Raw genomic sequence first — 22,927 nt, forward strand, 5'->3', positions numbered from 1 at the left:
CGCCTAGGCTGACCAGGACATGCTCCCTGCACCAACGAACACCGTGCCTTCGAACACTGCGCCTTCGAACGCCGTGACTTCGAGAGGCGTGCCGTCGAACCCGCGCACGTCGAATCGGGTCCATGCGGTCGTCGTGGTGCGTCCCGACGGCCGCACGCCGGCGGCGTTCCACCTGCGCCGCACGCTCGCGGCGATCCGGGAGCAGTCGCGGCCGGTCGACGTGCTCACCATCGTGCTGTGCGGCGGCGACGAGCGCCTGTTCGAGATCGCGGATGCCGCGGGCGCAGCGTCCGTCGTGAAGGCCCCGGCCTCGACCGGCTACGCCGCCGCCACCTCGCTGGTATCGTCTCCCGGGCTCGACGGCGACGTGGTGTGGTTGCTCGCACAAGACACCGCACCCGAACCGGACGCGCTGGCGCGGCTGGCCGGCGCCCTCGAGGTCGCACCGTCGCTCGCATTCGTGGCGCCGAAGCTCGTGCGCTGGGACGACCGTTCCGAGATCGTCTCGCTCGGCGTCGGCATGACGCGGCTCGGCCGCACCGTCGGGCTCGCCGACGGCGAACTCGACCAAGGGCAGCACGACGCGCGCGAGGATGTGCTCGGGACCGATGTGCGCGGCATCCTGGTCCGCTCCGACGCGTGGGCGCGGCTGGCCGGGCTCGACCGTGGTCTCGCAGGTGCCGATGAGGGGCTCGACCTCGGAGTGCGGGCCCGGCTGGCGGGCGGCCGCGTGTCGCTGGTGCCGGGCGCGCTCGTCGCGGTCGCCGGCGACGGCGTCGCCGGCCTGCCGACTCCGCTCACGCCGCAGCGGCAGCGCCGCGCGGTGTACGCCGAGCGGGTCGCGCAGCTGCACCGGCGTATGGCATACGCCCCGGCGCCGGCCGTGCCGCTGCACTGGCTGTCGCTGCTCCCGCTGGCAGTGTGGCGCACCATCGCCGACCTCGCGCGCAAACAGCCCGGTCGCATCGCCCCGGAATGGGCGGCGGCCGCCGTCGCCCTCGTGGCCGTCGTGCCAGTCTGGCGCGCGCGACGACGGCTGGCTCGGGCACGAACCGCGTCGTGGGCGCAGATCGCCCCGCTGCGCACCACGAACACCGAGCTGCGCGAACGGCTCGACGACGACCCCGAGGTCGCGATCGGCGGCCATCGGCGGAGCGATCTCCGCTTCTTCGCCGGGGGAGGCGCCTGGCTCGTGCTGGCCGCGCTCGCCGGCTCGGTCGCCGCCTTCACGGCGCTCCTGGCGTGGCCGGTGCTCGGGGGCGGCGCGCTCCAGCCGCTCGCGACTTCGGTGGGCCGGCTCTGGGACGAGGCCGTCTACGGTCAGCGCGCGCTGGGGATCGACACCATCGCGCCCGCCGATCCGTTCTCGGCCGTCGTCGCCGTGCTGGGATCGCTCTGGCCGTGGGCGCCCTCGCGGGCTCTCGTGCTGCTCTGGATTCTGGCGCTCCCGCTGGCCGCGCTGGGCGGCTGGTTCGCGGCGACCCGCGTCACCGAGCGTTCCAGTCTCCGGCTGCTCGGAGGCGCCGTCTGGGCGCTCTCGCCCACGCTGCTCGTCGCGCTGACGCAGGGGCGGCCGACCGGCGTGATCCTGCATCTGCTGCTGCCCTGGCTGTTCGCCGCCGGCGCGGTGGCCCACCGCTCATGGGCGGGCGCCGGCACGGCATCCATCCTGCTCGCCGCCGTGCTCGCCACCGCTCCGTCGCTCACGCCCGCGATGGCGGTGCTGTGGGTCGGCACCGTGCTGCTCGCAGTGATCCTCCGGGGCGGGCGCGGCGTCGCGCGCCTGATCTGGACGCTCGTCCCCTCGGTCGCGCTCGCTGTTCCGCTCGTGTGGAACGCCGTGACCACCGGGCGCGCGTGGGGCCTCGTGGCCGACCCGGGCGTGCCGTGGGCGGGCCCGCAGGCCGCGGCCGACACGGCGGGCCGCGCACTGCTGGCGGCCGGCATCCCCACCCCCGACCTCGCGGGCTGGACCACGCTCCTGCCCGACGGGCCGACGTGGTGGGTGCCGCTGCTGAGCGTTCCCCTCGCGCTGCTCGCGCTCGCCGCTCCGCTGACGCAGCGCTGGGCTGCCGGCATCGCGCTCCTGGCGGTGACGGCGCTCGGCCTCGGCACGGCTTTCGCGGCGGTGGGCATCTCGGTCTCGTTCGTGCAGTCGATCACCGTTCCGCTCTGGCCGGGAGCGGGCCTGAGCCTCGCCTGGCTCGGCGCACTGGGCGGGGCGCTGGTCGCGCTCGACGCCGGCTTGGCCCCGCGTGTCGCGCTGGTGCGCGGGCTCGCCGCGACACTCGTGTTCGCCGGGGCGCTGGCGCTCGCGGTGCCGTCGCTCACGGCGTTCGTGCGGGGCACCGCGACGATCGCGAACGGACCGGCCAGCACGCTCCCCGCCTTCGTGGCCGCCGAAGGCCGCGACGACCCCGACGTGGGCACCATCGTGCTGACGCCGCAGGCCGACGCGGGCGTCGCCGCGCAAGTGGTATGGGGCGCGAGTGAGACGATCGGCGGCCAGAGCACGGTGCTGTCGACGCGCACCGTGGCCACCGCTCAGGACGAGGTGCTGGCGGGGCTCGCCGCCGACCTGGTGACCCCGTCGTCCGAGGACGCCGTGGGGCAGCTTGCCGATCTCGGCATCGGGTTCATCCTGCTCGCGCCCGCCACCCCGCCCGAGACGGATGCTGCCCGCACGACGCGTCTGTCGGCGATGACCGCGCTCGGCCAGCGCGACACGCTGGTCGTCGTCGGCGACACCGCCAAGGGCGAGCTCTGGCGCGTCGTCGATGAGATCACCGAACGGCCGGGGGAGTCGGCATCCGTCGCCGCGCTCGGCCGCTGGATCGCCTTCGGCCAGCTGGCGATCTTCGGTATCGCGCTGCTCCTCGCCGTGCCCACCGCCGCCTCGATCCGCGAGGCGCGCCGCACGCCACGCGTCGTGGGGCCCCACTGGCAGGAGGGACGATGAGCGATCGCCGCGTCTTCCGCTGGGCGACCACCAGCGCCCGCATGCTGATCGGCACGGCGGTGTCGATCATCGCCGTCGTCGCGGTCGTCACCGCGGTGTCGGTTCCGTGGCCGACCGTCGCGCGCACGCCGCTCAGCGTCACCGCGATGCCCGCCCCCGCGGCCTCCCTGATCGCGTGCGACGGGCCACTCCTCGCGATCGGACGCAACCCCGCCGATGCGGCCGCGGTCGACGTCGTGGCGCCGCAGTCCGTCGTCGTCGGTGCCGGCGACGACGCCGCACCACAGGAGCAGCAGCTCGAGACCGTCGACGTCGGGCCGGGGCCCCTCGCGTACACCGCCGCACCCGCCGACGGCCGGGCGATCGAGGTCGCCGCCACCGGCGCGGCCACCGTCTCGGCAGATGACCTGTCGGGTTATGCCGCTTCCGCGTGCCGTCCGCCGCTCCTGGACTCGTGGCTGGTCGGCGGGTCGGCGGCGACGGGCGCCGCCGACCTGGTGCTGCTCGCGAACCCGGGCACCGTGCCGGCGACCGTGCAGCTCACCGTGTACGGCGCGGAGGGTCCGCAGTCGCCTCCCGGCGGCGTAGACCTCGTCGTGGCACCGGGCACGCAGCGCATCGTGCCCCTGGCGGGCATCGCGTTCGGCGAAGAGACCCCCGTCGTGCGCGTGTCGGCGGTGGGTGCGGCCATCCACGCCTCACTGCAGGCGAGCATCACCCGCACCCTCACTCCCGGCGGTGTGGACCAGGTCGGTCCCGTGCCGCAGGCCGAGGCCAGTCAGGCGATCACGGGAGTGACGGTGACGCGCCCCTCCGGCGGGGACGGCGCCTCCGACGAGGTGACCGTGCTGCGGATGCTGGCCCCCTCGGCCACGACCACCGCCCGGGTGACCGTGACCCCGGTCGGGCGCACCGAACCCGCGCGCGAGCCCGAGAGCGTGGCGCTCGAGGAGGGCAAGCCGCTCGAGCTCGCACTCCCCGGGCTGGAAGCGGGGTCGTACACGGTCACCGTCCAGGCCGACATCCCCCTCGTCGCGGCGGTGTGGCAGGCGACCGGCGTCGGCGAAGGCGACGACTTCGCGTGGTACACGCCGGCACCCGAGGTCTCGGTGCCTTCGCTGTTCGCGACCCCCGGCGGACCCACCCCCACGCTCTCTGTGGTCAACCCGTCGAGCGACCCGGTCGAGGTCGCCGTCACGCCCGCCGACGGCGGGTCGCCGCTGGATCTCACGGTTCCCGCCAATGGATCCGTGGCGGTGCGCCTGGCCGCGCGCGTTCTCTACACGATCGACCCCGGGGCGCCCGTGCGCGCCGGCCTGTCGTTCGCCGGCGACGGCGCTCTGGCGGGCGTTCCGGTGTGGCCGGCCGACGTCGCGACCCCCGAGATCGTCGTCTACCCCTGACGCGGCTCGGGAGCGGGCGACCTCTGCTGGCGCCCCGGTGGGTCTCGATACGCTCGTTCCTCGCTACTCGACCTTGACCCGACTCGCATCAACGCTCGCTAGAGCTCGCATTGATCCGAGCCGCGTCAAAAGTAGCGGAAGCGCTCCGGGCCGAGATCCCACGGATCGCGGTCGAGGTATTCGGCGGCGGCGCGGAACACGGCGCCCTCCACGAGCATGCGCCGGTGCAGCTCGTCGTCGCGGTGCAGATGGCTCAGCCGCTCGATGGGCAGGCGGTACAGGATGATGCGGCCCTCGCTGGGGAGCACCGTCCAGCGCGGGATGCCGTCGTCGCCGGTCGAGGCGGGCATGTCGGCGACCTCGAACCGCACGTCGCGCAGCTCGGTCCAGGCCGACCGCAGGAACTCCGCCGCGGTGCCGACCGACAGATCGAACCGGTCCACCCGGGTGTCGAGTGGGGGGAGGGGCGGACGCACCACGGGGCTGCGGCCCTCGCGGCCGTGCCTGCCGTGACGGGAAGCGCGGCGCGGTGCGCGCTCGCTGGTCCGGGTCCGACGCCACGCCATGCCTCCATCCTAGTTCTCACGGTCTCGTCCTCAGTTGAGGATCCGCGCCGAGGTGAGGACGATCGGCTCGGTTCGGGTCCGCATTCCGGCGCAGGTCCTCAGTTGAGGATCAGACCCCGAGCCCGCTGCGGACCCGGAACGGGGCGACGACGCGGCGGCGCGGCATCCGTCTGCGTGCCGCCGGTGCGCGATAGCGTCGACCCGATGCGCGAGAGAGTCTGCTCCAAGGTCGGCTGTGCCCGTGAGGCGGTGTCGACGCTCACCTACGACTACGGCGACCAGATGGCGGCGCTCGGCCCGCTGGGTGCGGCCGGCGACCCGCACGCCCACGACCTCTGTGCGATCCACACCGACCGCCTGTCGGTGCCCAAAGGCTGGGTGGTCGTGCGGCACGAGACCCTCCGCGCCTGATCCCACTGCTCTCCGAGGCCTCCCGCGGGCATGGGAGAATGGACGGATGCCGACCCACGCGCCCGTCGCCACGCCTGCCCGCACCGACCTCCCGGAGGCTCGCGGGAGCTTCGAGTACGAAGTCGCGGACCTCTCGCTCGCCGAGGCGGGTCGTCACCAGCTCCGCCTCGCCGAGAACGAGATGCCGGGCCTCATGGCCCTCCGCGAGGAGTTCGGGGCGACCCAGCCGCTGAAGGGTGCCCGCATCGCGGGGTCGCTGCACATGACGGTGCAGACGGCGGTGCTCATCGAGACGCTCGTGGCCCTCGGCGCGCAGGTGCGCTGGGCGAGCTGCAATATCTTCTCGACGCAGGACGAGGCGGCGGCGGCGGTCGTGGTGGGGCCGACGGGCAGCGTCGACGCCCCGGCGGGCGTGCCGGTCTTCGCCTGGAAGGGCGAGACCCTCGAGGAGTACTGGCGTCTCGCCGATCGCATCTTCGACTGGTCCGCCGAGGGCGCAGACGGCCCGAACATGATCCTCGACGACGGGGGCGACGCGACTCTCCTCGTGCACAAGGGCGTCGAATTCGAGAAGGCGGGCGCTGTTCCGGATGCTGCCGCCGACGACTCGGCCGAGTACCGCATCATCCTCGACACTCTCCGGGCGAGCCTGGCGCGCGACCCGCAGCGGTTCACGCGGATGGCCGGCGACCTGCTCGGCGTCACGGAGGAGACGACCACCGGCGTCCACCGCCTCTACGAGCTCGCCGCATCCGGGGATCTCCTCTTCCCCGCCATCAACGTCAACGACTCGGTGACGAAGTCGAAGTTCGACAACAAGTACGGCATCCGCCATTCGCTCCCCGACGGCATCAACCGTGCCACCGACGTGCTGATGGGCGGCAAGGTCGCCTTCGTGTGCGGCTACGGCGACGTGGGCAAGGGTGCTGCCGAGGCCCTGCGGGGCCAGGGCGCGCGCGTCATCGTCAGCGAGGTCGACCCGATCTGCGCGCTGCAGGCGGCGATGGACGGCTACCAGGTCGCGCGTCTCGCCGACGTCGCCGGGCAGGTCGACATCGTGATCACGGGCACCGGCAACAAGAACGTCGTGACGACCGACGACCTCCTGGAGCTCAAGCACCTGGCCATCGTCGGCAACGTCGGCCACTTCGACAACGAGATCGACATGGCGGGGCTGGAATCCCTCGCGGGCGCCGAGAAGATCGAGATCAAGCCGCAGGTGCACGAGTGGCGTCTGCCGAACGGCCGGAGCGTGCTGGTGCTGAGCGAGGGCCGCCTGCTGAACCTGGGCAACGCCACCGGCCACCCGTCGTTCGTCATGAGCGCGTCGTTCACGAACCAGGTGCTCGCGCAGATCGAGCTGTTCACGAAGCGGGACGAGTATCCGACCGCGGTGCACACCCTGCCCAAGCACCTCGACGAGAAGGTGGCCCGCCTGCACCTCGATGCACTCGGGGTGCAGCTGACCACGCTGAGCGACGAGCAGGCGGACTACATCGGCGTTCCGGTCGAGGGTCCGTACAAGCTCGACCACTACCGGTACTGAGGGCTCGGCCCCCGGACCCGGACTCAGCGTTCGGGAAAGCCGCGCGGGGGCGCCGACACCGGCGCGGCGAGCGCCTCCGCACGCGCGGTCTCCAGCTGCAGCGCTCGCAGTTCGCGCTGGCGGCGCACCGCGACGACGCCGACGAGGAACGTCTCGGGGTCGACGGCGGGCATCGGCGAGACGTGCTCGGCGGTTTCGCGGGCGAGGGATGCCGCCACCCGCGTGCGCGCCCCGGGCTCCATGCTCGTCGCCGAGCGGGCGAACTGCGCCAGCCGCCGCGAGAGGCGCTCGGGGAGCCGTGCGACGTCGGCGACGGGCGCCCAATCCGCGAGAGCGGGCGGGACGCCGAGCCACACGTCGGGAAGCTTCGGGGTGCGGGTGCGCTCCGAGTAGGTGCCGGCGAGCAGGTCTCCCAGGCGCTGGGAGCGCGGGGTGAAGGCACCCACGAGAGCGGCGACGGCGCCCAGGGTGAACCACAGCTCGAAGACGCCCACGAGCGCCCGGATGAAGGCGTGGCGGAAGCCGGCCGCGCCGCCGTCGCTGCGCACGATGCGTCCGCCGACGGCCAGGCGCCCGAGGCTGCGTCCGTGGGTCGTGGTCTCGACGACTGTCGGGATGACGATCATGACCAGCACGAGCAGCACGATGGTGAGGATCGGGAGAACGGCCTGGTCGATGGCATCCAGTGAGATCAGCCATCCGATCGCCCACGCCGACAGCAGCAGGACCGCCACGCCCAGCAGCATGTCGATGAGCACCCCCAGCGCGCGCAGGAAGTACCCGAGCGGCTGGACGTCGAGCGCGACGGCCTCCCCGGTGAGCACCTCGTCCTGGGCGATGTCGACCACGTTCACCCGGGAAGGGCTCTCGGGCGGGGCAGGTCGGGGCGTGCTCATGGCTACAGTAAAGCGCATGGACCTCGATGCGCTGGCGGCCGCCCGGCGCGAGGAGTGGGCGCGCCTGGAGCAGCTGAGCCGGGCCCGCCGCCTCTCGGGAGCAGAGGTCGATGAGCTGGTGACCCGCTATCGCGCGGCATCCGCCGATCTCGCCGACGCCAAGACGTCTGCGGGCCGGAGCGTCCAGGGCGACCACATCTCGACGATGCTGGGGCGCGCGCGGCTGCGGCTGACGGGCGCTCCCGAGAACGTGATGCGCCAGATCCCGCGGTTCTTCGCCCTGCAGCTGCCCGCGGCGCTGTACCGCGTGCGGTGGACGACGCTCGCCATCGCGGTGGGCTTCGTCGCGGTCATGACGGTGGTGGCGCTGTGGGTGTCGGGCGATCCCGCGCTCATCGCGAGCCTCGGCAGCCGCGCGCAGCTGGAGCAGTACGCCGAGAACGAGTTCACCGATTATTACAGCGAGAACCCCGCCGCCGTCTTCGCCGGCACGGTGTGGACCAACAACGCGTGGATCGCCGCCCAATGCGTGCTGTTCGGGATCACGGGCATCTGGCCGCTCATGGTGCTCGTGCAGAATGCGGTCGGCGTGGGCACTGCCGCCGCTGTCATGGCGGCATTCGACCGTGCCGACGTCTTCGTGCTCTACATCCTCCCGCACGGGCTGCTCGAGCTCACGTGCATCTTCGTCGCCGGCGCCGCGGGACTGCAGATCTTCTGGGCGTGGGTCGCCCCGGGACCCCGGTCGCGCGGCGAGTCGCTCGCCGCGGCCGGGCGGTCGCTGGCGACGATCGCGATCGGTCTCGTCATCGCTCTGGGGGTCTCCGGCGTCATCGAGGGGTTCGTGACCGCGCAGCCGTGGCCGTGGCCGGTGAAGATCGGCATCGGTGCGACCGCCCTCGCACTGTTCCTCCTCTACATGCTCGTCGTCGGGGGTCGTGCCCACCGGCAGGGGGAGGACGGCGATCTCACCGAGTACGAGGCCGGCACTCCGACGCTCGTCGCCGGCTGAGCCGGGATCGGATGCCGCTACCACTGTTTTGAGTAACTCAAAACAACGCTAAGGTGGAGGCATGGCGCCCCACCCCTCCAGCGATGCACACGCCGTCGACACGACGGCGATGCTGCGCTCGGCCGGGCTTCGGGTGACCGACTCCCGGCGCGCGGTCGTCGGGGCTCTGGTGGAGCGTCCGCACGCCAGTGCCGACGAGCTGTACGCCGTCGTCGCGCGGACCATCCCCGGCACCAGCCTGCAGTCCGTCTACAACGCCCTCGGCGACTTCGTGGACGCTGGTCTCGCGCGCCGCATCGAGCCCGCCGGTCTGCCCGGCCTCTTCGAGCTGCGGGTCGACGACAACCACCACCACCTCATCTGCTCCCGGTGCGGCGCGGTCGAAGACGTCGACTGCGTGATCGGTGCGGCGCCATGCCTGACGCCGTCCGACGCGCGCGGCTACGCCCTCCAGGCGGCCGAGGTCACGTTCTGGGGCGTGTGCCCGGCGTGCGCTCAAGCCGCATCGAGCTCGCCCGCCGCGGCCGCCTCGCTCTCCTGACCGTCCGATTCCCCTAGCCCATCCCGATTGGAAGGAAGTCATGACCGACACCAACGAAACGATCCCGGAGATCGGTGAGAACCCGACCGACGCCGATCAGGCGGTCACCCCGATCGACACCCCGGTCGACGAGCGCGAGGACGGCGAGACCCGGCCCCGGCCGAACGAGTCGGAAGGCTGCCCGGTCATCCACGGCGGACAGCCGCACCCCACCACGGGCAACGCCAACTCGGTGTGGTGGCCCAACCAGCTGAACCTGAAGATCCTCGCCAAGAACCCGGCCGTCGCGAACCCGCTGGGCGAGGACTTCGACTACAAGGCGGCGTTCGAGGCCCTCGACCTCGCCGAGGTGAAGGCCGACATCGCCCAGACCCTCACCACGTCGCAGGACTGGTGGCCCGCTGACTTCGGCAACTACGGCCCGCTCATGATCCGCATGGCGTGGCACAGCGCCGGCACCTACCGGATCACGGACGGCCGGGGCGGCGGCGGCGCCGGGCAGCAGCGGTTCGCTCCGCTGAACAGCTGGCCCGACAACGTCAACCTCGACAAGGCGCGCAGACTTCTGTGGCCGGTCAAGAAGAAGTACGGCCAGTCGCTCTCGTGGGCCGACCTCATGATCCTCGCCGGCAACGTGGCGCTCGAGTCGATGGGATTCCGGACCTTCGGGTTCGCCGGTGGCCGTGCCGACGTGTGGGAGCCCGACGCCGACGTCTACTGGGGTCCTGAGACGACCTGGCTGGACGACGAGCGCTACTCAGGCGACCGCGAGCTCGAGAAGCCCCTCGCCGCCGTGCAGATGGGCCTGATCTACGTCAACCCGGAGGGCCCCAACGGCAACCCCGACCCGCTGGCCTCGGCCCGTGACATCCGCGAGACATTCGGCCGGATGGCGATGGACGACGAAGAGACCGTCGCGCTGATCGCCGGCGGGCACACCTTCGGCAAGACGCACGGTGCCGCGCCCGACACGAACATCGAGGACAACCCCGAGGCGGCCGGCCTCGAGCAGCAGGGGCTGGGCTGGAAGAACAACCACGGCACCGGCCGCGGCGACGACACGATCACGTCGGGCCTCGAGGTGACGTGGACGTACCACCCGACGCGGTGGGACAACGAGTTCTTCCACATCCTCTACGCGTACGAGTGGGAGCTCATGCGCAGCCCGGGCGGCGGCCACCAATGGCGTCCGATCAACGGCGGCGGCGCCGACATGGTGCCGCTGGCGCACTCGAACGGCCGTCGCGAGCCCCGCATGCTCACGAGCGACCTCGCGCTGCGCACCGACCCCGAGTACGACAAGATCTCCCGCCGCTTCAAGGACGACCCCGAGGCGTTCGCCGACGCGTTCGCACGCGCGTGGTTCAAGCTGACCCATCGCGATATGGGCCCGATCGAGCGCTACCTGGGCAGCGAGGTCCCCGCGGAGGAGCTGTTGTGGCAGGACCGCGTCCCCGCGGTCGACCACGAGCTGATCGACGCCGCCGACGCGGCTGCACTCAAGGCGCAGGTCCTCGAGTCCGGTCTCACCGTGTCGCAGCTCGTCGAGACCACGTGGGCGGCGGCATCCTCGTTCCGCGGCAGCGACAAGCGCGGCGGCGTCAACGGCGCCCGCATCCGCCTCGCTCCACAGAAGGACTGGGAGGTCAACAAGCCCGCCCAGCTGGCCACGGTGATCGCCAAGCTCGAAGAGATCCAGGCGTCGTTCAACGACGGCCGCACCGACGGCAAGAAGGTGTCGCTCGCCGACCTCATCGTGCTCGCCGGCAACGCGGCGGTCGAGAAGGCCGCCGAGGACGCCGGCGTGGACGCCGAGGTGGTCTTCCACCCCGGGCGCACGGACGCGACGCAGGAGCAGACCGACGTGCAGTCGTTCGCGTTCCTCGAGCCGATCACCGACGGGTTCCGCAACTACTACGGTCCCCGCGCGTTCATGCCCGAGGAGCACCATCTCATCGACCGCGCCAACCTCCTCACGCTGAGCGCTCCCGAGCTCACCGTCCTGGTCGGAGGCCTCCGCGTGCTCGGTGCGAACTGGGACGACTCGGACTACGGGATCTTCACCGACCGCAAGGGCGTGCTCACGAACGACTTCTTCGTGAACCTGCTCGACCTCGGCACCACCTGGAAGCCGCTCGACCCGGGCTCGCACGCGTTCTCGGGCACCAAGGACGGCTCGGGCGAGCCGGTCGGCATCGGCACCCGCGTCGACCTGCTGTTCGCGTCGAACTCGGAACTGCGCGCCGTCGCCGAGGTGTACGCGTCGGATGACGCGCACGAGAAGTTCGTGCGCGACTTCGTGAAGGCGTGGGGCAAGGTCACCGAGCTCGACAGGTTCGACCTCGTCTGATCCTCGCCGGCACACGGAGCGGCCCGTCCCCGGAAGGGGGCGGGCCGCTCTCGTCGTGCGTGCGGTGACTGTCGTGGATGCGGTGACTGTCGTGGATGCGGTGACTAGGGGACGCGTGCCTCGGCCTGTACCGGCGGCAGCGTGCCCTTGGGCTCGAAGAGCGCGCGGTGGAGGACGCCGGCCATGAGGCCGCCGACGATCGGGAAGACGATGAACACCCACAGCTGTGCGAGTGCCTCCGGGCCGCCGTAGATGGCCGCGGCGATCGAACGGGCCGGGTTCACCGACGTGTTGTCGATCGGAATCGAGATCAGGTGGATCAGCGTGAGCGTGAGGCCGATCGCCAGCGGCGCGAGTGCCGCGGTTCCGCGTGTCGAGTGCGTGACACCCAGGATGACGAGCACGAAGATCGCGGTCAGCAGCACCTCGGCGACGATCGCGGCGCCGAGGGCGAAGCCGCCGGGGGAGCGGTCGCCGAATCCGTTCGAGGCGAAGCCGCCGTCCTGGGCGTTCCCGAGCCAGTTGTCGGTGCCGAAGATCCCGATCAGCACGATGAGGGTCGTGCCGAGGGCGCCGCCGATCACCTGCGCGACGATGTACCCGACCGTCTTGCTCCACTCGAAGCGGCCGGCCGCGGCGAGCCCGAGAGTGATCGCGGGGTTGAAGTGGCCGCCCGAGATGGGCCCCCAGGCGTAGGCGCCGGCCACGACGGTCAGGCCGAACGCGAGCGAGACGCCGACGAAGGCGATCCCGAGCGGGTTCCCCTCGGAGTCAGCGGGGAACGTGGCTGCGAACAACGCTGCCCCGACGCCGCCGAAGACGAGCAGAAAAGTTCCCAGGGCCTCCGCGACGAGCCTGTTCACCGTGGTGGGCGGGATGGCGGTATCCGACATGGCGGACTCCTTTCCTCGTCGTGAGGCTAGCGCTACGAACCGCGCTGTCCCAGCGAGGGCGGTCGGAGTGTCCGCGTATGACGCGCGATCTCGCGGCGTTTCCGACGCTGTTCAGGGTTTCGTCTCGGACCGTTCCCGTCCCGGATGCCGCTGCCCCAGGGCGGTCGCGCTCACAGGCGCCCGGCGGCCTTGAGCGCCAGATAGCGGTCGGCGATGCGCGGCGGCAGATCCTCCGGCGCGGCCGCGATCGCCTCGGCGCCGGCGCGCCCGATCGCCGCCGCGACGACGGCGGCATCCTGCGTGCTCCGCTCGATCGCGGCGGCACGGTACACGTCGGCGGCGTCCGGACGATCGGGGAGCGGGTCCTGCTCGTCCGTCACCGCTCCCACCAGCACCTGAGCACTGCGCGCGACGGCGGGCAGCGAGCCGAGGAACCCCCTCGCCGCCTCCGGCGCATCCTGCGCGGTGAGGAGGACCACCAGCGAGGGCCGCGAGGTGAGCGCGCGCACCTGCGCGAACGCCGCGTCCCAGTCGGTGTCGATGAGCTGCGGCTCCACCGGTGCCATCGCGTCCACGAGAGCCGGCAGGAGGCCCGGCCCGTCCACGCGCGTCACGCGCGCGCGGATGACGCGGTCGAACATCAGCAGGTGCACGTGGTCGCCCGCCCGGGCGGCGAGGGCCGCGAGCAGCAGCGCCGCCTCCATCGCCGCATCCATCCGCACCCCGTCGCCCACCCGCGCGGCCGCCGTGCGGCCGGTGTCGATGACGATCACGACGTGGCGGTCCCGCTCGGGCCGCCAGGTGCGGAGCATCGTCGTGCTGGCACGGGCAGTCGCCCGCCAGTCGATCGAGCGGACGTCATCGCCCCGCACGTACTCGCGCAGGCTGTCGAACTCGGTGCCCTGGCCGCGCACCTGCACGCTCGTGTTCCCGTCCAGCTCCCGCAGCCGGGCCAGACGCGAGGGCAGATGGCGCCGCGCGGTGAACGGGGGGAGCACGCGCAGCGCGCCCGGCTCGTCGAGGCGTGCCTGGCGTCCGGCCAGACGCAGCGGGCCGTCCGAGCGGACGACGACGAATCGCGACCGGAGCTCCCCCCTGCGGCGGGGCAGCAGGGGGATCCCGATCGTGCGCGACTCCCCGGGCGGTATCGCGATCGCCGCGCGCTCGGCGGGAGCGCCGGCGGTGGGCTGCCAGGCGTCGCGTACGCGGCCGCGCAGGGGGCGCTCGCCCGCGTTCGAGAGCACGAGATCGGCCCTCGCCTGCTGTCCGAGCAGCACGCGGCGCGGCATCCGTCTCCTCACGGTGAGGCGTCGGGGATCGGGCGCCGCCGCGGCATCGCCGAGGGCGGCGGCCAGGCACAGCAGCACCCAGCCGGCCGCCGCGAGCCAGGCGTCCACCCCCGCCGCAGAGAGCAGCACTACGGGGACGGCCCCGAGCGCGACCAGCAGCGGCAGACGGCCCGTGACGTACATGTTCTCCTCGGCTCTCGATACGCTCGTCGTCGCTCCGCCGGCACCACGCGCGCCGGACGAGAGCTCAGATGGGAACGCGGGTCTGCTGCACCACCGAGCCGAGCACCGCGTCCACCGAGACCCCCTCGAGCTCGGCATCGGGGCGCAGCCGGATGCGGTGGCGCCACGTCGGCAGGAGCATGGTCTGCACGTGGTCGGGCGTGATGGCGGGGTACCCGCCGAGCCACGCCCAGGCCTTCGACGCCGCGAGCAGGGCGGTCGCGGCGCGGGGACTGACACCCAGCTGCACCGAGGGGCTGCGGCGGGTGGCCTGCGCGAGGTCGACGACGTACCCGAGCACGTCGTCCGAGACGGTGACGGATGCCGCCGCCCGCTGTGCCGCGCGCACCTCATCGGCGCTCACGACGCGGCGAAGTCCGGCGGCAGCGAGGTCGCGCGGGTCGAATCCACTCGCGTGGCGGCGCAGCACGGCGAACTCGGCATCCCGGGCGGGCACCTCGACCAGGAGCTTCAGCAGGAACCGGTCGAGCTGTGCCTCGGGCAGGGTGTACGTGCCCTCGTGCTCGATGGGGTTCTGCGTCGCCGCGACGAGGAACGGGTCGGGAAGCGCGCGTGTCACGCCGTCGGTCGAGACCTGACGCTCCTCCATGGCCTCCAGAAGCGCGGCCTGGGTCTTGGGCGGGGTGCGGTTGATCTCGTCGGCCAGCACGACGTTCGTGAACACCGGGCCCTCCCGGAACTCGAACTCGCCCGCCTTCGCGTCGTACACGAGCGAACCCGAGACGTCGCCGGGCATGAGATCGGGGGTGAACTGGATGCGTTTCGTGTCGAGCCCCAGGGCGGTCGAGAACGCGCGGACCAGCAGCGTCTTGGCGACGCCCGGAACGCCCTCGAGCAGCACGTGGCCCCGCGCCAGCAGCGCGATGAGCAGGCCGGTCACGGTGCCGTCCTGCCCGACGACCGCCTTCCCGACCTCGACGCGCACGCGGTTCATCGCCTCGCGCAGCGCGGCGTCGTCCAGGGTCTGCGGATCCGGTGCCGTGTGGCTGGGCGCTGTGGGCGTATCCGTCATCGGGGGCTCCTTCCGGGGCGGACGGCCGCACGCACGGCGTCCTCCACGTCTCTCAGGCGTGTGGTCAGTGCGACGAGATCCGCGTCGGTGCGCGGGATGTCGTCGATCAGGATGCCGCGGACGACGCGCCGGTCGAGCCCGGCGCGCCCTGCGGCGGCATCGGCGATCTCGGGCGCCGCGGCGTTGGGGCCGAGGCCGAGCAGAGCAGCGAGGCGGCGCAGCGCGCCGATGCGCAGGCGGTCCGCCGCGTGCAGCGGATCGCGGGCTCGCGCGTACAGCCGCGCGCGACCCTCGGTCGTCTCGGAGGCGCGGACGGTGACGGGCAGTCGCTCGGCGACGAGCGGGCCGAACCGGCGTCCCCGCCAGATGCCCGCCGCCACGCCCGCGATCAGCAGCAGCACGATCACCGGGCTGACCCACGACGGCGTCAGGTCGCCCAGAGAAGGGTCGGTGTCGGCGATGTCGGTGTCGCCGATGCTGGGCACGTACCAGACGACGAGCGGATGCCGCCCCATGAGGTTCGCCGCGAGTGCGGCGTTGCCGTTCTCCGCGAGGTGCTCGTTGCGGAACAGCGCGTGGCCGTCCACGGCCGAGATGCGTCCCTGACCGGCAGGCTGGATCAGGAGACCGTATCCGTCGCCCGCCGGGTAGCACGCGGTGGCGTCGGCGCCCGCGGTGAAGACCCCGCCCGGAACGAGGGCGCCCGCTCGGCGCGCGTCCTCGACGCCGCACCCCGGCCCCACGGTGCCCTCGGGCGCCACACCGGCGGGGGCCGAACCCGGCAGCAGGAGGTCGAGGGTGCGGGCGCGGGGCTCGATGAGCACGACGTCGTCCGCAGCCCCGGCGAGCGCCGAGACGGCCTCGTCCGAGAGCGCCGGGGCATCCGGAAGCACGAGCGTGGCCGACCCCGCAGCCAGGGCTTCGGCGGCGGCGGCACGATCACGCGTGACCCGCACCTCGACGCCATGGTCGCGGAGGATCTGGGTGAGGGCGCGCGCGCCGTCGGGTCCATACGAGTCCGGGTCGAGCGCGTCGCGCGCCGCCCATTGGTTCGCCGCCGACACCGCGCCGCCGATGCCGCCGACCACGAGGAGCGCGAGACCGATCGAGATCCACGCCGCCACCCGGCGCCGGCGCGGAGGCGCAGCATCCGTCGCCGTCGCGACCGGGGGGTGCGCCGTGCCCGCCACCGGCTCAGTGCCCCCGCCGCTCACGCGGGCACCTCCTCGTGTACGACGGCGCGCGCGGCAGCGACCTCGTCGTCGACGCCCTCGACGAGCCGGTAGAGGTCGGCGGTGCCGGGGCGGCGCAGGTATCGCACGTCGTCGAACGCGGTCGCGGCTGCTTCCAGGCGCGGCGCGATCGTAGGGAAGGCCACGCCGGCGGCGCGTGCGAACGCGTGCACGGTGGCGCCCGGCGGGGGGTCGACGACTCCGCGCTCGATGCAGCCCCGCGCGAGGGCACGGAAGCGCAGCACGATCGCGGCGTCCCAGTCGGCGGCGCGAGCCCGTTCCGCCGCCGCGCTGCGCAGCTCCGCGGCAGACCGGTGCTCCGCCTCGCCGAACAGCGGGGGCGTGCGCGGCGCCGCGCGCCTCGTCACCCGCGGCACGCCCCAGATGAGGAACGCGGCGATGATGACCACGATCACCACGATGGCGGCGACGAGGGCGAACGTGGACCCCCAGCCTCCCGACAGGTCGGGGTTGAGCAGCGACGCGATGAAGTCGCCGATCGCGCGCGCGATGCGGTCGAACGGGGTGGGCTCGGCGATGTCGTAGGCGGGATCCGACAGCTCGTCTTCGGCCCAGCGCCGCGCTTCGTCCCCGTCCGGTATGAGCGGGGGGCCGGCGGCGGCGCGGGCGAGCGTGCCCGCCGCGAGGGACGTCAGGCCCACGGCGACTCGCGGTCGGTGCCTTCCCGAGCAGCGCCCGGTGCGGTCCAGGTGGTCGGCGACGGCTCCTCGCCGGGCGCCCCTGCCGGTGCGGTGGCCGGGGGCGCCTCCGGTGCGGGGGCCTGCCCGGGGCCGGCAGGGTCGGCCGTGGCAGGGGCGGGAGCGGAGCCCCACGGCGCAGGCTGCGCGGGACCGACGCCATGCGCCGGACGGTATGCGGGAGGGGTGCCGTACGGGGGGCGGCCGGGCTGCTCTGCCGGCACCGGCTGCCCGCCCGCACTGGTCGTGTAGCCGAACGTCGGGCCGTAGCCGGCGGCCGCGCCGTAGCCGGGCGGCGGGCCGTAGCCGGCGGGAGGCCCGTATCCGGCGGGAGGCCCGTATCCGGCGGGGGAAGCGGGGTATCCGGCCGCCGCGTACATCAGGGGAACGGCGCGCGGGGCGACGGCGCGCCCGACGTGCTCGCGGTAGGGGTCGGTGAGCTCCGTGGCTCCGGCATCCCGCCGCTCCACGTACGCGAGCAGGTCGAGGTCCAGCCCCTCCCGGCGCATCCGGCAGTCGATGTAGATGAGCGCCGTCGCCGTGGACTGCACCACGACGGCGACCGACTGCAGCAGGAGCGTGAGCACCTGCGTGAGGAGCGCCCCCGCGATGATGCCGATGATCGCCGTGGGCTCGGCATCACCGGTCGGCGCGATGATCGTGCCGAGCCCCATGGAGAGGAAGCTCATCGGCAGGCTCACCACCTGCGCCACGGCCGCGAAGATCACGCTGATCACGATGATGATGCCGAATGCGGGCCAGTAGCGCCCGCGCGTCAGGGTCCACGAGCGCGACAGCGCCTGCAGGATCGTCGCGTGCTCGACGATGATGGCGGCGGGCGCGAGCAGCAGCTTGATCATCAGCCACCACGTCAGCGGGATGGCGGCGACGATGACGACGACGGTGAGCCCGATCGCGGCGGGCGGGGCGGCGATGGCGATGCCGACGATCGCGAGCACCGCGACGGCGATCGCGGCGATGACCGCGAGCACGACGAGCAGTGAGTAGCCGATGAGGCGCCACACGATCGGCTTGATCTGGCGCCATAGGGCGCTCAGGCTGAGCTTCTCGGCCACGGCCGCGTGGGTCACCTCGACGACGACGATCCCCTGCACGATGACGCTCAGGGCGCCGGCGGCGAGAGAGAGCACGATTCCGGCGACCGCCGTGAGGCCGATCGAGCCGGCCATGACGGTGTCGTACTCCTCCGTGCCCGGCTGGAGGGTGTCCAGCCTCGAGAAGCTCGCCCACACGACCGCGAGCACGCCGCCGAGAACCACGATGTAGGCGAGCGTCTGCACGACGAGCGCGAAGCCGAGCAGCACGCGCGGGTTCTGGCGCAGTGCCGCGAAGGAGCGGCCCAGGATCGTGCCGAACGACAGCGGGTGCAGCGGGATGATCCCGGGGCGGGACGCCGGCGTCCAGGCCGGGTATGCGGACACGATTCCCCTCTCCGTCGGCCCCGCGCGATCTTGCGCAGCGCGGGCCGGCCGATCCCTATCGTTCCACATCGGACGGATGCCGCATCCGCGCGCCCCGCGGCTTCTCGGCGCGCGCTCGGGCGAGGCTCGGCCGCTCCACAGCGGCCGTCGACTACTCTGTGGGAAGCGCACTCGGGGACGGCGCCGCCGTCGCCTGTGCCGAAGAGAAGGAACGAACGCGCGCGATGACTTCACGCATCCTGGTGGTCGACGACGACACCGCCCTCGCCGAGATGATCGGCATCGTGCTGCGCACAGAAGGATTCGAGACCGCCTTCTGCGCAGACGGTGCCCAGGCCGTCGACGCCTGGCGCACCGAACGGCCCGACCTCATCCTCCTCGACCTGATGCTGCCCGGGATGGACGGCATCGAGATCTGCACCCGCGTCCGCGCCGAGTCCGGCGTCCCGATCATCATGCTGACCGCGCGCACCGACACCGCGGACGTCGTCAAGGGCCTCGAGTCCGGCGCCGACGACTACATCGTCAAGCCGTTCAACCCCAAGGAGCTGGTCGCACGCATCCGCACGCGCCTCCGTCCGGCCAGCCAGCCGGCAGGCGACACGCTGCGCATCGGCGACCTCACCGTCGACGTCGCCGCCCACGAGGTGCGCCGCGGCGACGGACCCATCGCGCTCACGCCCCTGGAGTTCGAGCTTCTCGTGGCGCTGGCATCCAAGCCCCAGCAGGTGTTCTCCCGCGAGATGCTCCTGGAGCAGGTGTGGGGCTATCACTACAAGGCCGACACGCGGCTGGTGAACGTGCACGTGCAGCGGTTGAGGGCGAAGGTCGAGAAGGACCCCGACAACCCCAAGATCGTGACGACGGTGCGCGGCGTCGGATACCGCGCCGGCGCCGTCGTCTGAGGTCGTCATGGCGGCGCCGACAACGGGCGTGACCCCCACCGGCGTCCTCCCGGCCCGCGCGGCGCTTCCCTGGTGGCGCCTCTGGCGCACGTGGCCGGGCCGGACCGCGGACCTGTGGCGGCGCTCGCTGCGGTTCCGCACGATCCTCGTCACGGTCGGGTTCACCGCGCTGGCCGTCGCGGTCGCCTGCGTCTGGATGGCGCTCGCGATCCAGAACGATCTCTTCGTCTCGCGCAAGGACCAGGTGCTGCTCGACGCGGAGCAGGCCCGCGCAGCCGCCCAGCGAACGCTCGACGCGGCGGTGCAGAGCGATGCGGTACAGATGCAGAACGTGATGACCCTGGCGTTCACGGCCCTGCGCGACCAGTCCTCCGCCGGGATGATCGCCGCGTACCGCATCGGCCCGCAGGTGCCGAATGCACCTCAGGACTTCAGCACCAACGAGGCCGTCATGCCGGAACTGCTGACGCCGTCGATGCGTGCCCTCGTGCGCACCAACCCCGATCAGCAGATCTGGCAGCCGGTCGGGCTGCCGGTCGGTGCCGACAGCACGCCCGGCATCCTCGTCGGGCAGCAGCTCAGCATCGAAGGCGTGGCAGCCTATGAGCTGTACCTCGCATACGACCTCGCCAACGCTCCTCAGACGCTCACCTTCGTACAGCGCACCCTCTGGGTGGTGGGGATCGGGCTCGTCCTCCTCATCAGCGGCATCGCGTGGTTCGTGCTGCGATCGGTGACAGCCCCGATCAGCGAGGCCGCCGAGACCAGCGCCAAGCTCGCGGCGGGCCGGCTCGATGTGCGGCTGCAGGTGCACGGTGAAGACGAGCTGGCCACTCTCGGCCGCTCCTTCAATGCCATGGCCGACAGCATCGAGTCGCAGATCAAGGAGCTCGCCGAGCTCTCGCTCGTGCAGCAGCGGTTCGTCTCCGACGTCTCGCACGAGTTGCGCACGCCGATGACGACCATCCGCCTCGCCGCCGACATGATCAACGACCAGCGCGACGAGTTCGATCCGGCCACGGCCCGTGCGGCGGAGCTGCTCAACGCCCAGGTGCAGCGCTTCGAGACGCTGCTGACCGACCTGCTCGAGATCAGCCGATACGATGCCGGCTCGGTGCAGCTCGAGCTCGAGCCGACGAGCCTGGCCCACCTCGCCGAGGACGTCATCGGGTCGATGCAGCATCTCGCCGAGCAGCACGGCAGCGATGTACGCCTCGTCGCGCCGGGCGGATACTCGCCGGTCGACATGGATCCCCGCCGTGTCCGCCGTGTCGTGCGCAACCTCCTCGGCAACGCCATCGAGCACGGTGAGGGCCGCCCGATCGTCGTCACCGTCGACAGCAACCAGCAGGCGGTGGCCCTCGGCGTGCGCGACTACGGACTCGGCATGAAGGCCGGCGACGTCGACCATGTCTTCGACCGGTTCTGGCGCGCCGATCCCTCGCGCAAGCGCACCATCGGGGGCACGGGGCTGGGTCTGTCCATCGCGATGGGCGACGCCAAGCTGCACGGCGGCGAGCTGGCGGTGTGGTCGGAGCCCGGCCGCGGCACCAACTTCGTGTTGACCCTGCCCCGGCAGGCGGTTCCTCTCGAGGGTTCCTCGCCCATTCCCGTCGACCCGGGCGACGACGCGGTCGCCGCCCTCGACGACCTGGGCCTCACCGCTCCGATCCCCGTGCCCGGTGACCAGGCGCAGGCAACGGGGCACGGAACGACGAATGCGGGACCCGCGGGAGGCGCAGCATGACCCTCAGACGCGGGATCCTGTCGGTCCTCATCGCGCTGTGCGCGGTGCTCGCGAGCGGCTGCGCGGGCTTTCCGACGAGCGGGCCGCCCGAGTACGGCCTCGAGAACGGCAATACCGGCAACGGCTCTCAGAACGTGCAGTTCATCCCCAACCGCCCCCAGCCGGGGGCGACAGCCCAGCAGATCGTCGAGGGCTTCATCGACGCCGGCTCCGGTCCGGGCGTCGCGGGGCGCTGGGACGTCGCGCGCGAGTTCCTCGCGCCCTCCCTCGCCGATACGTGGGTGCCGGAGGCCCGGGTGATCGTCGACGATCGCGCCGAGCGCGACTACGTCGACACCGAGGAGGGCGTCGTCGACTTCGCTTTCGACGTCGTGGCCACCGTCGATGACAAGGGCGCGTACCAGCCCGCCGAGCTGGCGGCGGGCAACCAGGAGTTCCGCCTCGAGAAGCAGGCCGACGGCGAGTGGCGGATCACCGAGGCACCCGACGGCATCTGGCTCGACGACGCCCAGTTCCCGACGGTGTTCCACCGCTACCCGCTGATGTACTTCGATCCGTCGTGGCGGTATCTCGTGCCCGACGTGCGCTGGTTCCCGGTGACGAAGGCGGCCGGCAGCATCGCCGCCGCCCTGGTGAACAAGCCGCCGAGCGAGTGGCTCATCGACTCGGTCGTGACGGCGTTCCCCGACGGCGTGACCGCGGTGCCGGCGGTCCCGGTCGGCGACGACGGCGTGGCCGACGTGGCTTTCGTCGGCGACGCCATGCTGGCTGCGGGGGCCGAGGCCCAGAGCCGCATGGTCACCCAGCTGGAGGAGAGTCTCCGGGCCGTGAGCGTGACCGACGTGGTCATGACCGTGGACGCCACGCCCATCGAGGCCGCGCCGGTCGCGGTGCGCTCCACGCGCGTCCCCGCCGCGCCCCTCGTGCTCACGGAGGAGGGCTTCGGCTTCCTCACCGGCGACGAGATCGACAAGATCCCCGGCCTTTCGGCAGCCGTCGAGTCGGTGGTGCCCGCGACGGTGCAGGTCGGACCGGAACGGGAGTTCGCGGCGGCGAGGCTCGGGTCGGGCGAGGTGGTGCGTCTGAGTTCGACCGCTGCCGGGGCCGAGTCGCTCGACACTCGCGGTGGCCTGGTCGATCCCGTGATCGACGGATTCGGGGCGGTGTGGAGCGTGCCGCGCGAGGAGCCCACTGCCCTGCGGGCCTTCCTTCCGGGCGGCGACGTCGTCGACGTCGCCGATGCGTGGCCGGATGCCACCGCGATCGCCGGCATGGCGCTCTCACGCGACGGCACCCGCCTGGCCGCGGTCGTCAGCGCGGGAGGACGCACCGCGCTGTCTGTCGCGGGCGTCGTACGCGACGCAGACGGCGTGCCCGTGCGGCTGGGAACCCCGATGCAGCTGGCTGTCACGAGCGGAGCGGTGATCGGCGTGTCGACCATCGGGGTCACCTGGATCGACGACATCACGATCGGCGTGCTGAGCAGCGGCGATGCCGAGTCGACGGTCGTCGAGCAGGTGGTCGGCGGACCGACCGCCACGTCCGGCGCGGCTTCCGATATGGCGTCGATCGCGGGCGGCAGCGGCATCTCGAGCCTGCGGCTCCGGGCCGAGGACGGCACCCTCTACGTCAAGCGGGGCACGGCCTGGCAGGCCACGGCCACGGGGATCCTGCTCCTGGCGACCCAGCAGGGCGCGCCGCAGTAGCGGCTCCTCCACACCGTCCGGCGGTGGAGCACTCTCCACAGATCGCGTGACCCGTCGCGTCGCCTCCCGGGCGTGC

Annotated in this window: 18 protein-coding genes; 10 read left to right on the forward strand and 8 right to left on the reverse strand. The window is 72.5% G+C overall.

What is annotated here, in order from left to right; all coding sequences use genetic code 11:
- Positions 1-73: 73 nt before the first annotated feature.
- The gene (locus tag ACN9MP_RS05330) at positions 74-2,959 is read left to right on the forward strand and encodes a glycosyltransferase (protein ID WP_426324278.1); all 2,886 of its coding nucleotides are present in this window, start codon (positions 74-76) and stop codon (positions 2,957-2,959) included.
- Positions 2,956-4,362 carry a DUF5719 family protein gene (locus tag ACN9MP_RS05335; protein WP_426324279.1) on the forward strand — a complete coding sequence of 469 codons (1,407 nt, stop codon included), beginning with the start codon at positions 2,956-2,958 and terminating at the stop codon, positions 4,360-4,362. The genes ACN9MP_RS05330 and ACN9MP_RS05335 overlap by 4 nt, the downstream gene beginning before the upstream one ends.
- 125 nt (positions 4,363-4,487) lie before the next feature.
- Here ACN9MP_RS05335 and ACN9MP_RS05340 read toward each other — a convergent pair whose 3' ends face one another.
- Positions 4,488-4,928: a metallopeptidase family protein gene (locus tag ACN9MP_RS05340; RefSeq protein ID WP_426324280.1), complete on the reverse strand. Its 441-nt coding sequence runs from the start codon at positions 4,926-4,928 to the stop codon at positions 4,488-4,490.
- Between the two features lie 204 nt (positions 4,929-5,132).
- Between ACN9MP_RS05340 and ACN9MP_RS05345 the strand changes: the two genes are divergently transcribed.
- A complete protein-coding gene (locus ACN9MP_RS05345) occupies positions 5,133-5,339 on the forward strand; it encodes a DUF3499 family protein (protein WP_045301176.1) in 207 nt (68 codons plus the stop codon).
- Positions 5,340-5,385: 46 nt separating this feature from the next.
- Positions 5,386-6,885 (forward strand): adenosylhomocysteinase, encoded by a 1,500-nt coding sequence (ahcY, locus tag ACN9MP_RS05350; RefSeq protein WP_426324281.1) that lies wholly within the window; start codon positions 5,386-5,388, stop codon positions 6,883-6,885.
- 23 nt (positions 6,886-6,908) lie between these two features.
- On the opposite strand, the gene ACN9MP_RS05355 is transcribed toward ahcY, so the two are convergent.
- Positions 6,909-7,781 (reverse strand): RDD family protein, encoded by an 873-nt coding sequence (locus ACN9MP_RS05355; RefSeq protein WP_426324282.1) that lies wholly within the window; start codon positions 7,779-7,781, stop codon positions 6,909-6,911.
- A 16-nt stretch (positions 7,782-7,797) separates the two neighbouring features.
- On the opposite strand from ACN9MP_RS05355, the gene ACN9MP_RS05360 reads away from it, so the two are divergent.
- From ACN9MP_RS05360 to katG, 3 genes are all read left to right on the forward strand, one after another.
- Positions 7,798-8,793, forward strand: a complete 996-nt coding sequence (locus tag ACN9MP_RS05360; RefSeq protein WP_426324283.1) for a stage II sporulation protein M — start codon at positions 7,798-7,800, stop codon at positions 8,791-8,793.
- Positions 8,794-8,854: 61 nt separating this feature from the next.
- Positions 8,855-9,334, forward strand: a complete 480-nt coding sequence (locus ACN9MP_RS05365; RefSeq protein ID WP_426324284.1) for a Fur family transcriptional regulator — start codon at positions 8,855-8,857, stop codon at positions 9,332-9,334.
- Between the two features lie 40 nt (positions 9,335-9,374).
- Entirely contained in the window at positions 9,375-11,684 is a 2,310-nt protein-coding gene (katG, locus tag ACN9MP_RS05370; RefSeq protein WP_426324285.1) for a catalase/peroxidase HPI, read from the forward strand.
- A gap of 104 nt (positions 11,685-11,788) precedes the next feature.
- Here the strand turns inward: katG and aqpZ are convergent, their stop codons facing one another.
- From aqpZ to ACN9MP_RS05400, 6 genes are all read right to left on the reverse strand, one after another.
- A complete protein-coding gene (aqpZ, locus tag ACN9MP_RS05375) occupies positions 11,789-12,577 on the reverse strand; it encodes an aquaporin Z (protein ID WP_426324286.1) in 789 nt (262 codons plus the stop codon).
- A 170-nt stretch (positions 12,578-12,747) separates the two neighbouring features.
- On the reverse strand, positions 12,748-14,049 hold the full coding sequence (locus ACN9MP_RS05380; protein ID WP_426324287.1) for a DUF58 domain-containing protein: 1,302 nt from the start codon (positions 14,047-14,049) through the stop codon (positions 12,748-12,750).
- A gap of 64 nt (positions 14,050-14,113) precedes the next feature.
- Positions 14,114-15,121 carry an AAA family ATPase gene (locus ACN9MP_RS05385; RefSeq protein WP_426324288.1) on the reverse strand — a complete coding sequence of 336 codons (1,008 nt, stop codon included), beginning with the start codon at positions 15,119-15,121 and terminating at the stop codon, positions 14,114-14,116.
- Positions 15,118-16,335: a DUF4350 domain-containing protein gene (locus ACN9MP_RS05390; protein ID WP_426324289.1), complete on the reverse strand. Its 1,218-nt coding sequence runs from the start codon at positions 16,333-16,335 to the stop codon at positions 15,118-15,120. The genes ACN9MP_RS05385 and ACN9MP_RS05390 overlap by 4 nt, the downstream gene beginning before the upstream one ends.
- Entirely contained in the window at positions 16,332-17,015 is a 684-nt protein-coding gene (locus ACN9MP_RS05395) for a DUF4129 domain-containing protein (protein WP_426324290.1), read from the reverse strand. The genes ACN9MP_RS05390 and ACN9MP_RS05395 overlap by 4 nt, the downstream gene beginning before the upstream one ends.
- Positions 17,006-18,493, reverse strand: a complete 1,488-nt coding sequence (locus tag ACN9MP_RS05400) for a glycerophosphoryl diester phosphodiesterase membrane domain-containing protein (protein ID WP_426324291.1) — start codon at positions 18,491-18,493, stop codon at positions 17,006-17,008. Before ACN9MP_RS05400 ends, ACN9MP_RS05395 begins: the two co-directional genes overlap by 10 nt.
- Positions 18,494-18,717: 224 nt before the next feature.
- Here ACN9MP_RS05400 and mtrA point away from each other — a divergent pair, with 224 nt between their 5' ends.
- Genes mtrA through ACN9MP_RS05415 form a run of 3 tightly spaced genes read left to right on the forward strand, consistent with a single transcriptional unit; the run spans position 18,718 to position 22,851 of the window.
- The gene (mtrA, locus tag ACN9MP_RS05405) at positions 18,718-19,398 is read left to right on the forward strand and encodes an MtrAB system response regulator MtrA (RefSeq protein ID WP_426324292.1); all 681 of its coding nucleotides are present in this window, start codon (positions 18,718-18,720) and stop codon (positions 19,396-19,398) included.
- A 7-nt stretch (positions 19,399-19,405) separates the two neighbouring features.
- Positions 19,406-21,145 carry an MtrAB system histidine kinase MtrB gene (mtrB, locus tag ACN9MP_RS05410; protein ID WP_426324293.1) on the forward strand — a complete coding sequence of 580 codons (1,740 nt, stop codon included), beginning with the start codon at positions 19,406-19,408 and terminating at the stop codon, positions 21,143-21,145.
- A complete protein-coding gene (locus tag ACN9MP_RS05415) occupies positions 21,142-22,851 on the forward strand; it encodes a GerMN domain-containing protein (RefSeq protein ID WP_426324294.1) in 1,710 nt (569 codons plus the stop codon). The genes mtrB and ACN9MP_RS05415 overlap by 4 nt, the downstream gene beginning before the upstream one ends.
- Positions 22,852-22,927 lie beyond the last annotated feature (76 nt).

The sequence above is a fragment of the Microbacterium sp. E-13 genome, assembly GCF_049912955.1.
Classification (GTDB): domain Bacteria; phylum Actinomycetota; class Actinomycetes; order Actinomycetales; family Microbacteriaceae; genus Microbacterium.

Bases quoted from the DNA above. Each gene is read 5' to 3' on its own strand.
- ACN9MP_RS05335 (WP_426324279.1), top strand. From the start codon at position 2,956: ATGAGCGATCGCCGCGTCTTCCGCTGGGCGACCACCAGCGCCCGCATG.
- ACN9MP_RS05340 (WP_426324280.1), bottom strand. From the start codon at position 4,928: ATGGCGTGGCGTCGGACCCGGACCAGCGAGCGCGCACCGCGCCGCGCT.
- ACN9MP_RS05345 (WP_045301176.1), top strand. From the start codon at position 5,133: ATGCGCGAGAGAGTCTGCTCCAAGGTCGGCTGTGCCCGTGAGGCGGTG.
- ahcY (WP_426324281.1), top strand. From the start codon at position 5,386: ATGCCGACCCACGCGCCCGTCGCCACGCCTGCCCGCACCGACCTCCCG.
- ACN9MP_RS05355 (WP_426324282.1), bottom strand. From the start codon at position 7,781: ATGAGCACGCCCCGACCTGCCCCGCCCGAGAGCCCTTCCCGGGTGAAC.
- ACN9MP_RS05360 (WP_426324283.1), top strand. From the start codon at position 7,798: ATGGACCTCGATGCGCTGGCGGCCGCCCGGCGCGAGGAGTGGGCGCGC.
- ACN9MP_RS05365 (WP_426324284.1), top strand. From the start codon at position 8,855: ATGGCGCCCCACCCCTCCAGCGATGCACACGCCGTCGACACGACGGCG.
- katG (WP_426324285.1), top strand. From the start codon at position 9,375: ATGACCGACACCAACGAAACGATCCCGGAGATCGGTGAGAACCCGACC.
- aqpZ (WP_426324286.1), bottom strand. From the start codon at position 12,577: ATGTCGGATACCGCCATCCCGCCCACCACGGTGAACAGGCTCGTCGCG.
- ACN9MP_RS05380 (WP_426324287.1), bottom strand. From the start codon at position 14,049: ATGTACGTCACGGGCCGTCTGCCGCTGCTGGTCGCGCTCGGGGCCGTC.
- ACN9MP_RS05385 (WP_426324288.1), bottom strand. From the start codon at position 15,121: ATGACGGATACGCCCACAGCGCCCAGCCACACGGCACCGGATCCGCAG.
- mtrA (WP_426324292.1), top strand. From the start codon at position 18,718: ATGACTTCACGCATCCTGGTGGTCGACGACGACACCGCCCTCGCCGAG.
- mtrB (WP_426324293.1), top strand. From the start codon at position 19,406: ATGGCGGCGCCGACAACGGGCGTGACCCCCACCGGCGTCCTCCCGGCC.
- ACN9MP_RS05415 (WP_426324294.1), top strand. From the start codon at position 21,142: ATGACCCTCAGACGCGGGATCCTGTCGGTCCTCATCGCGCTGTGCGCG.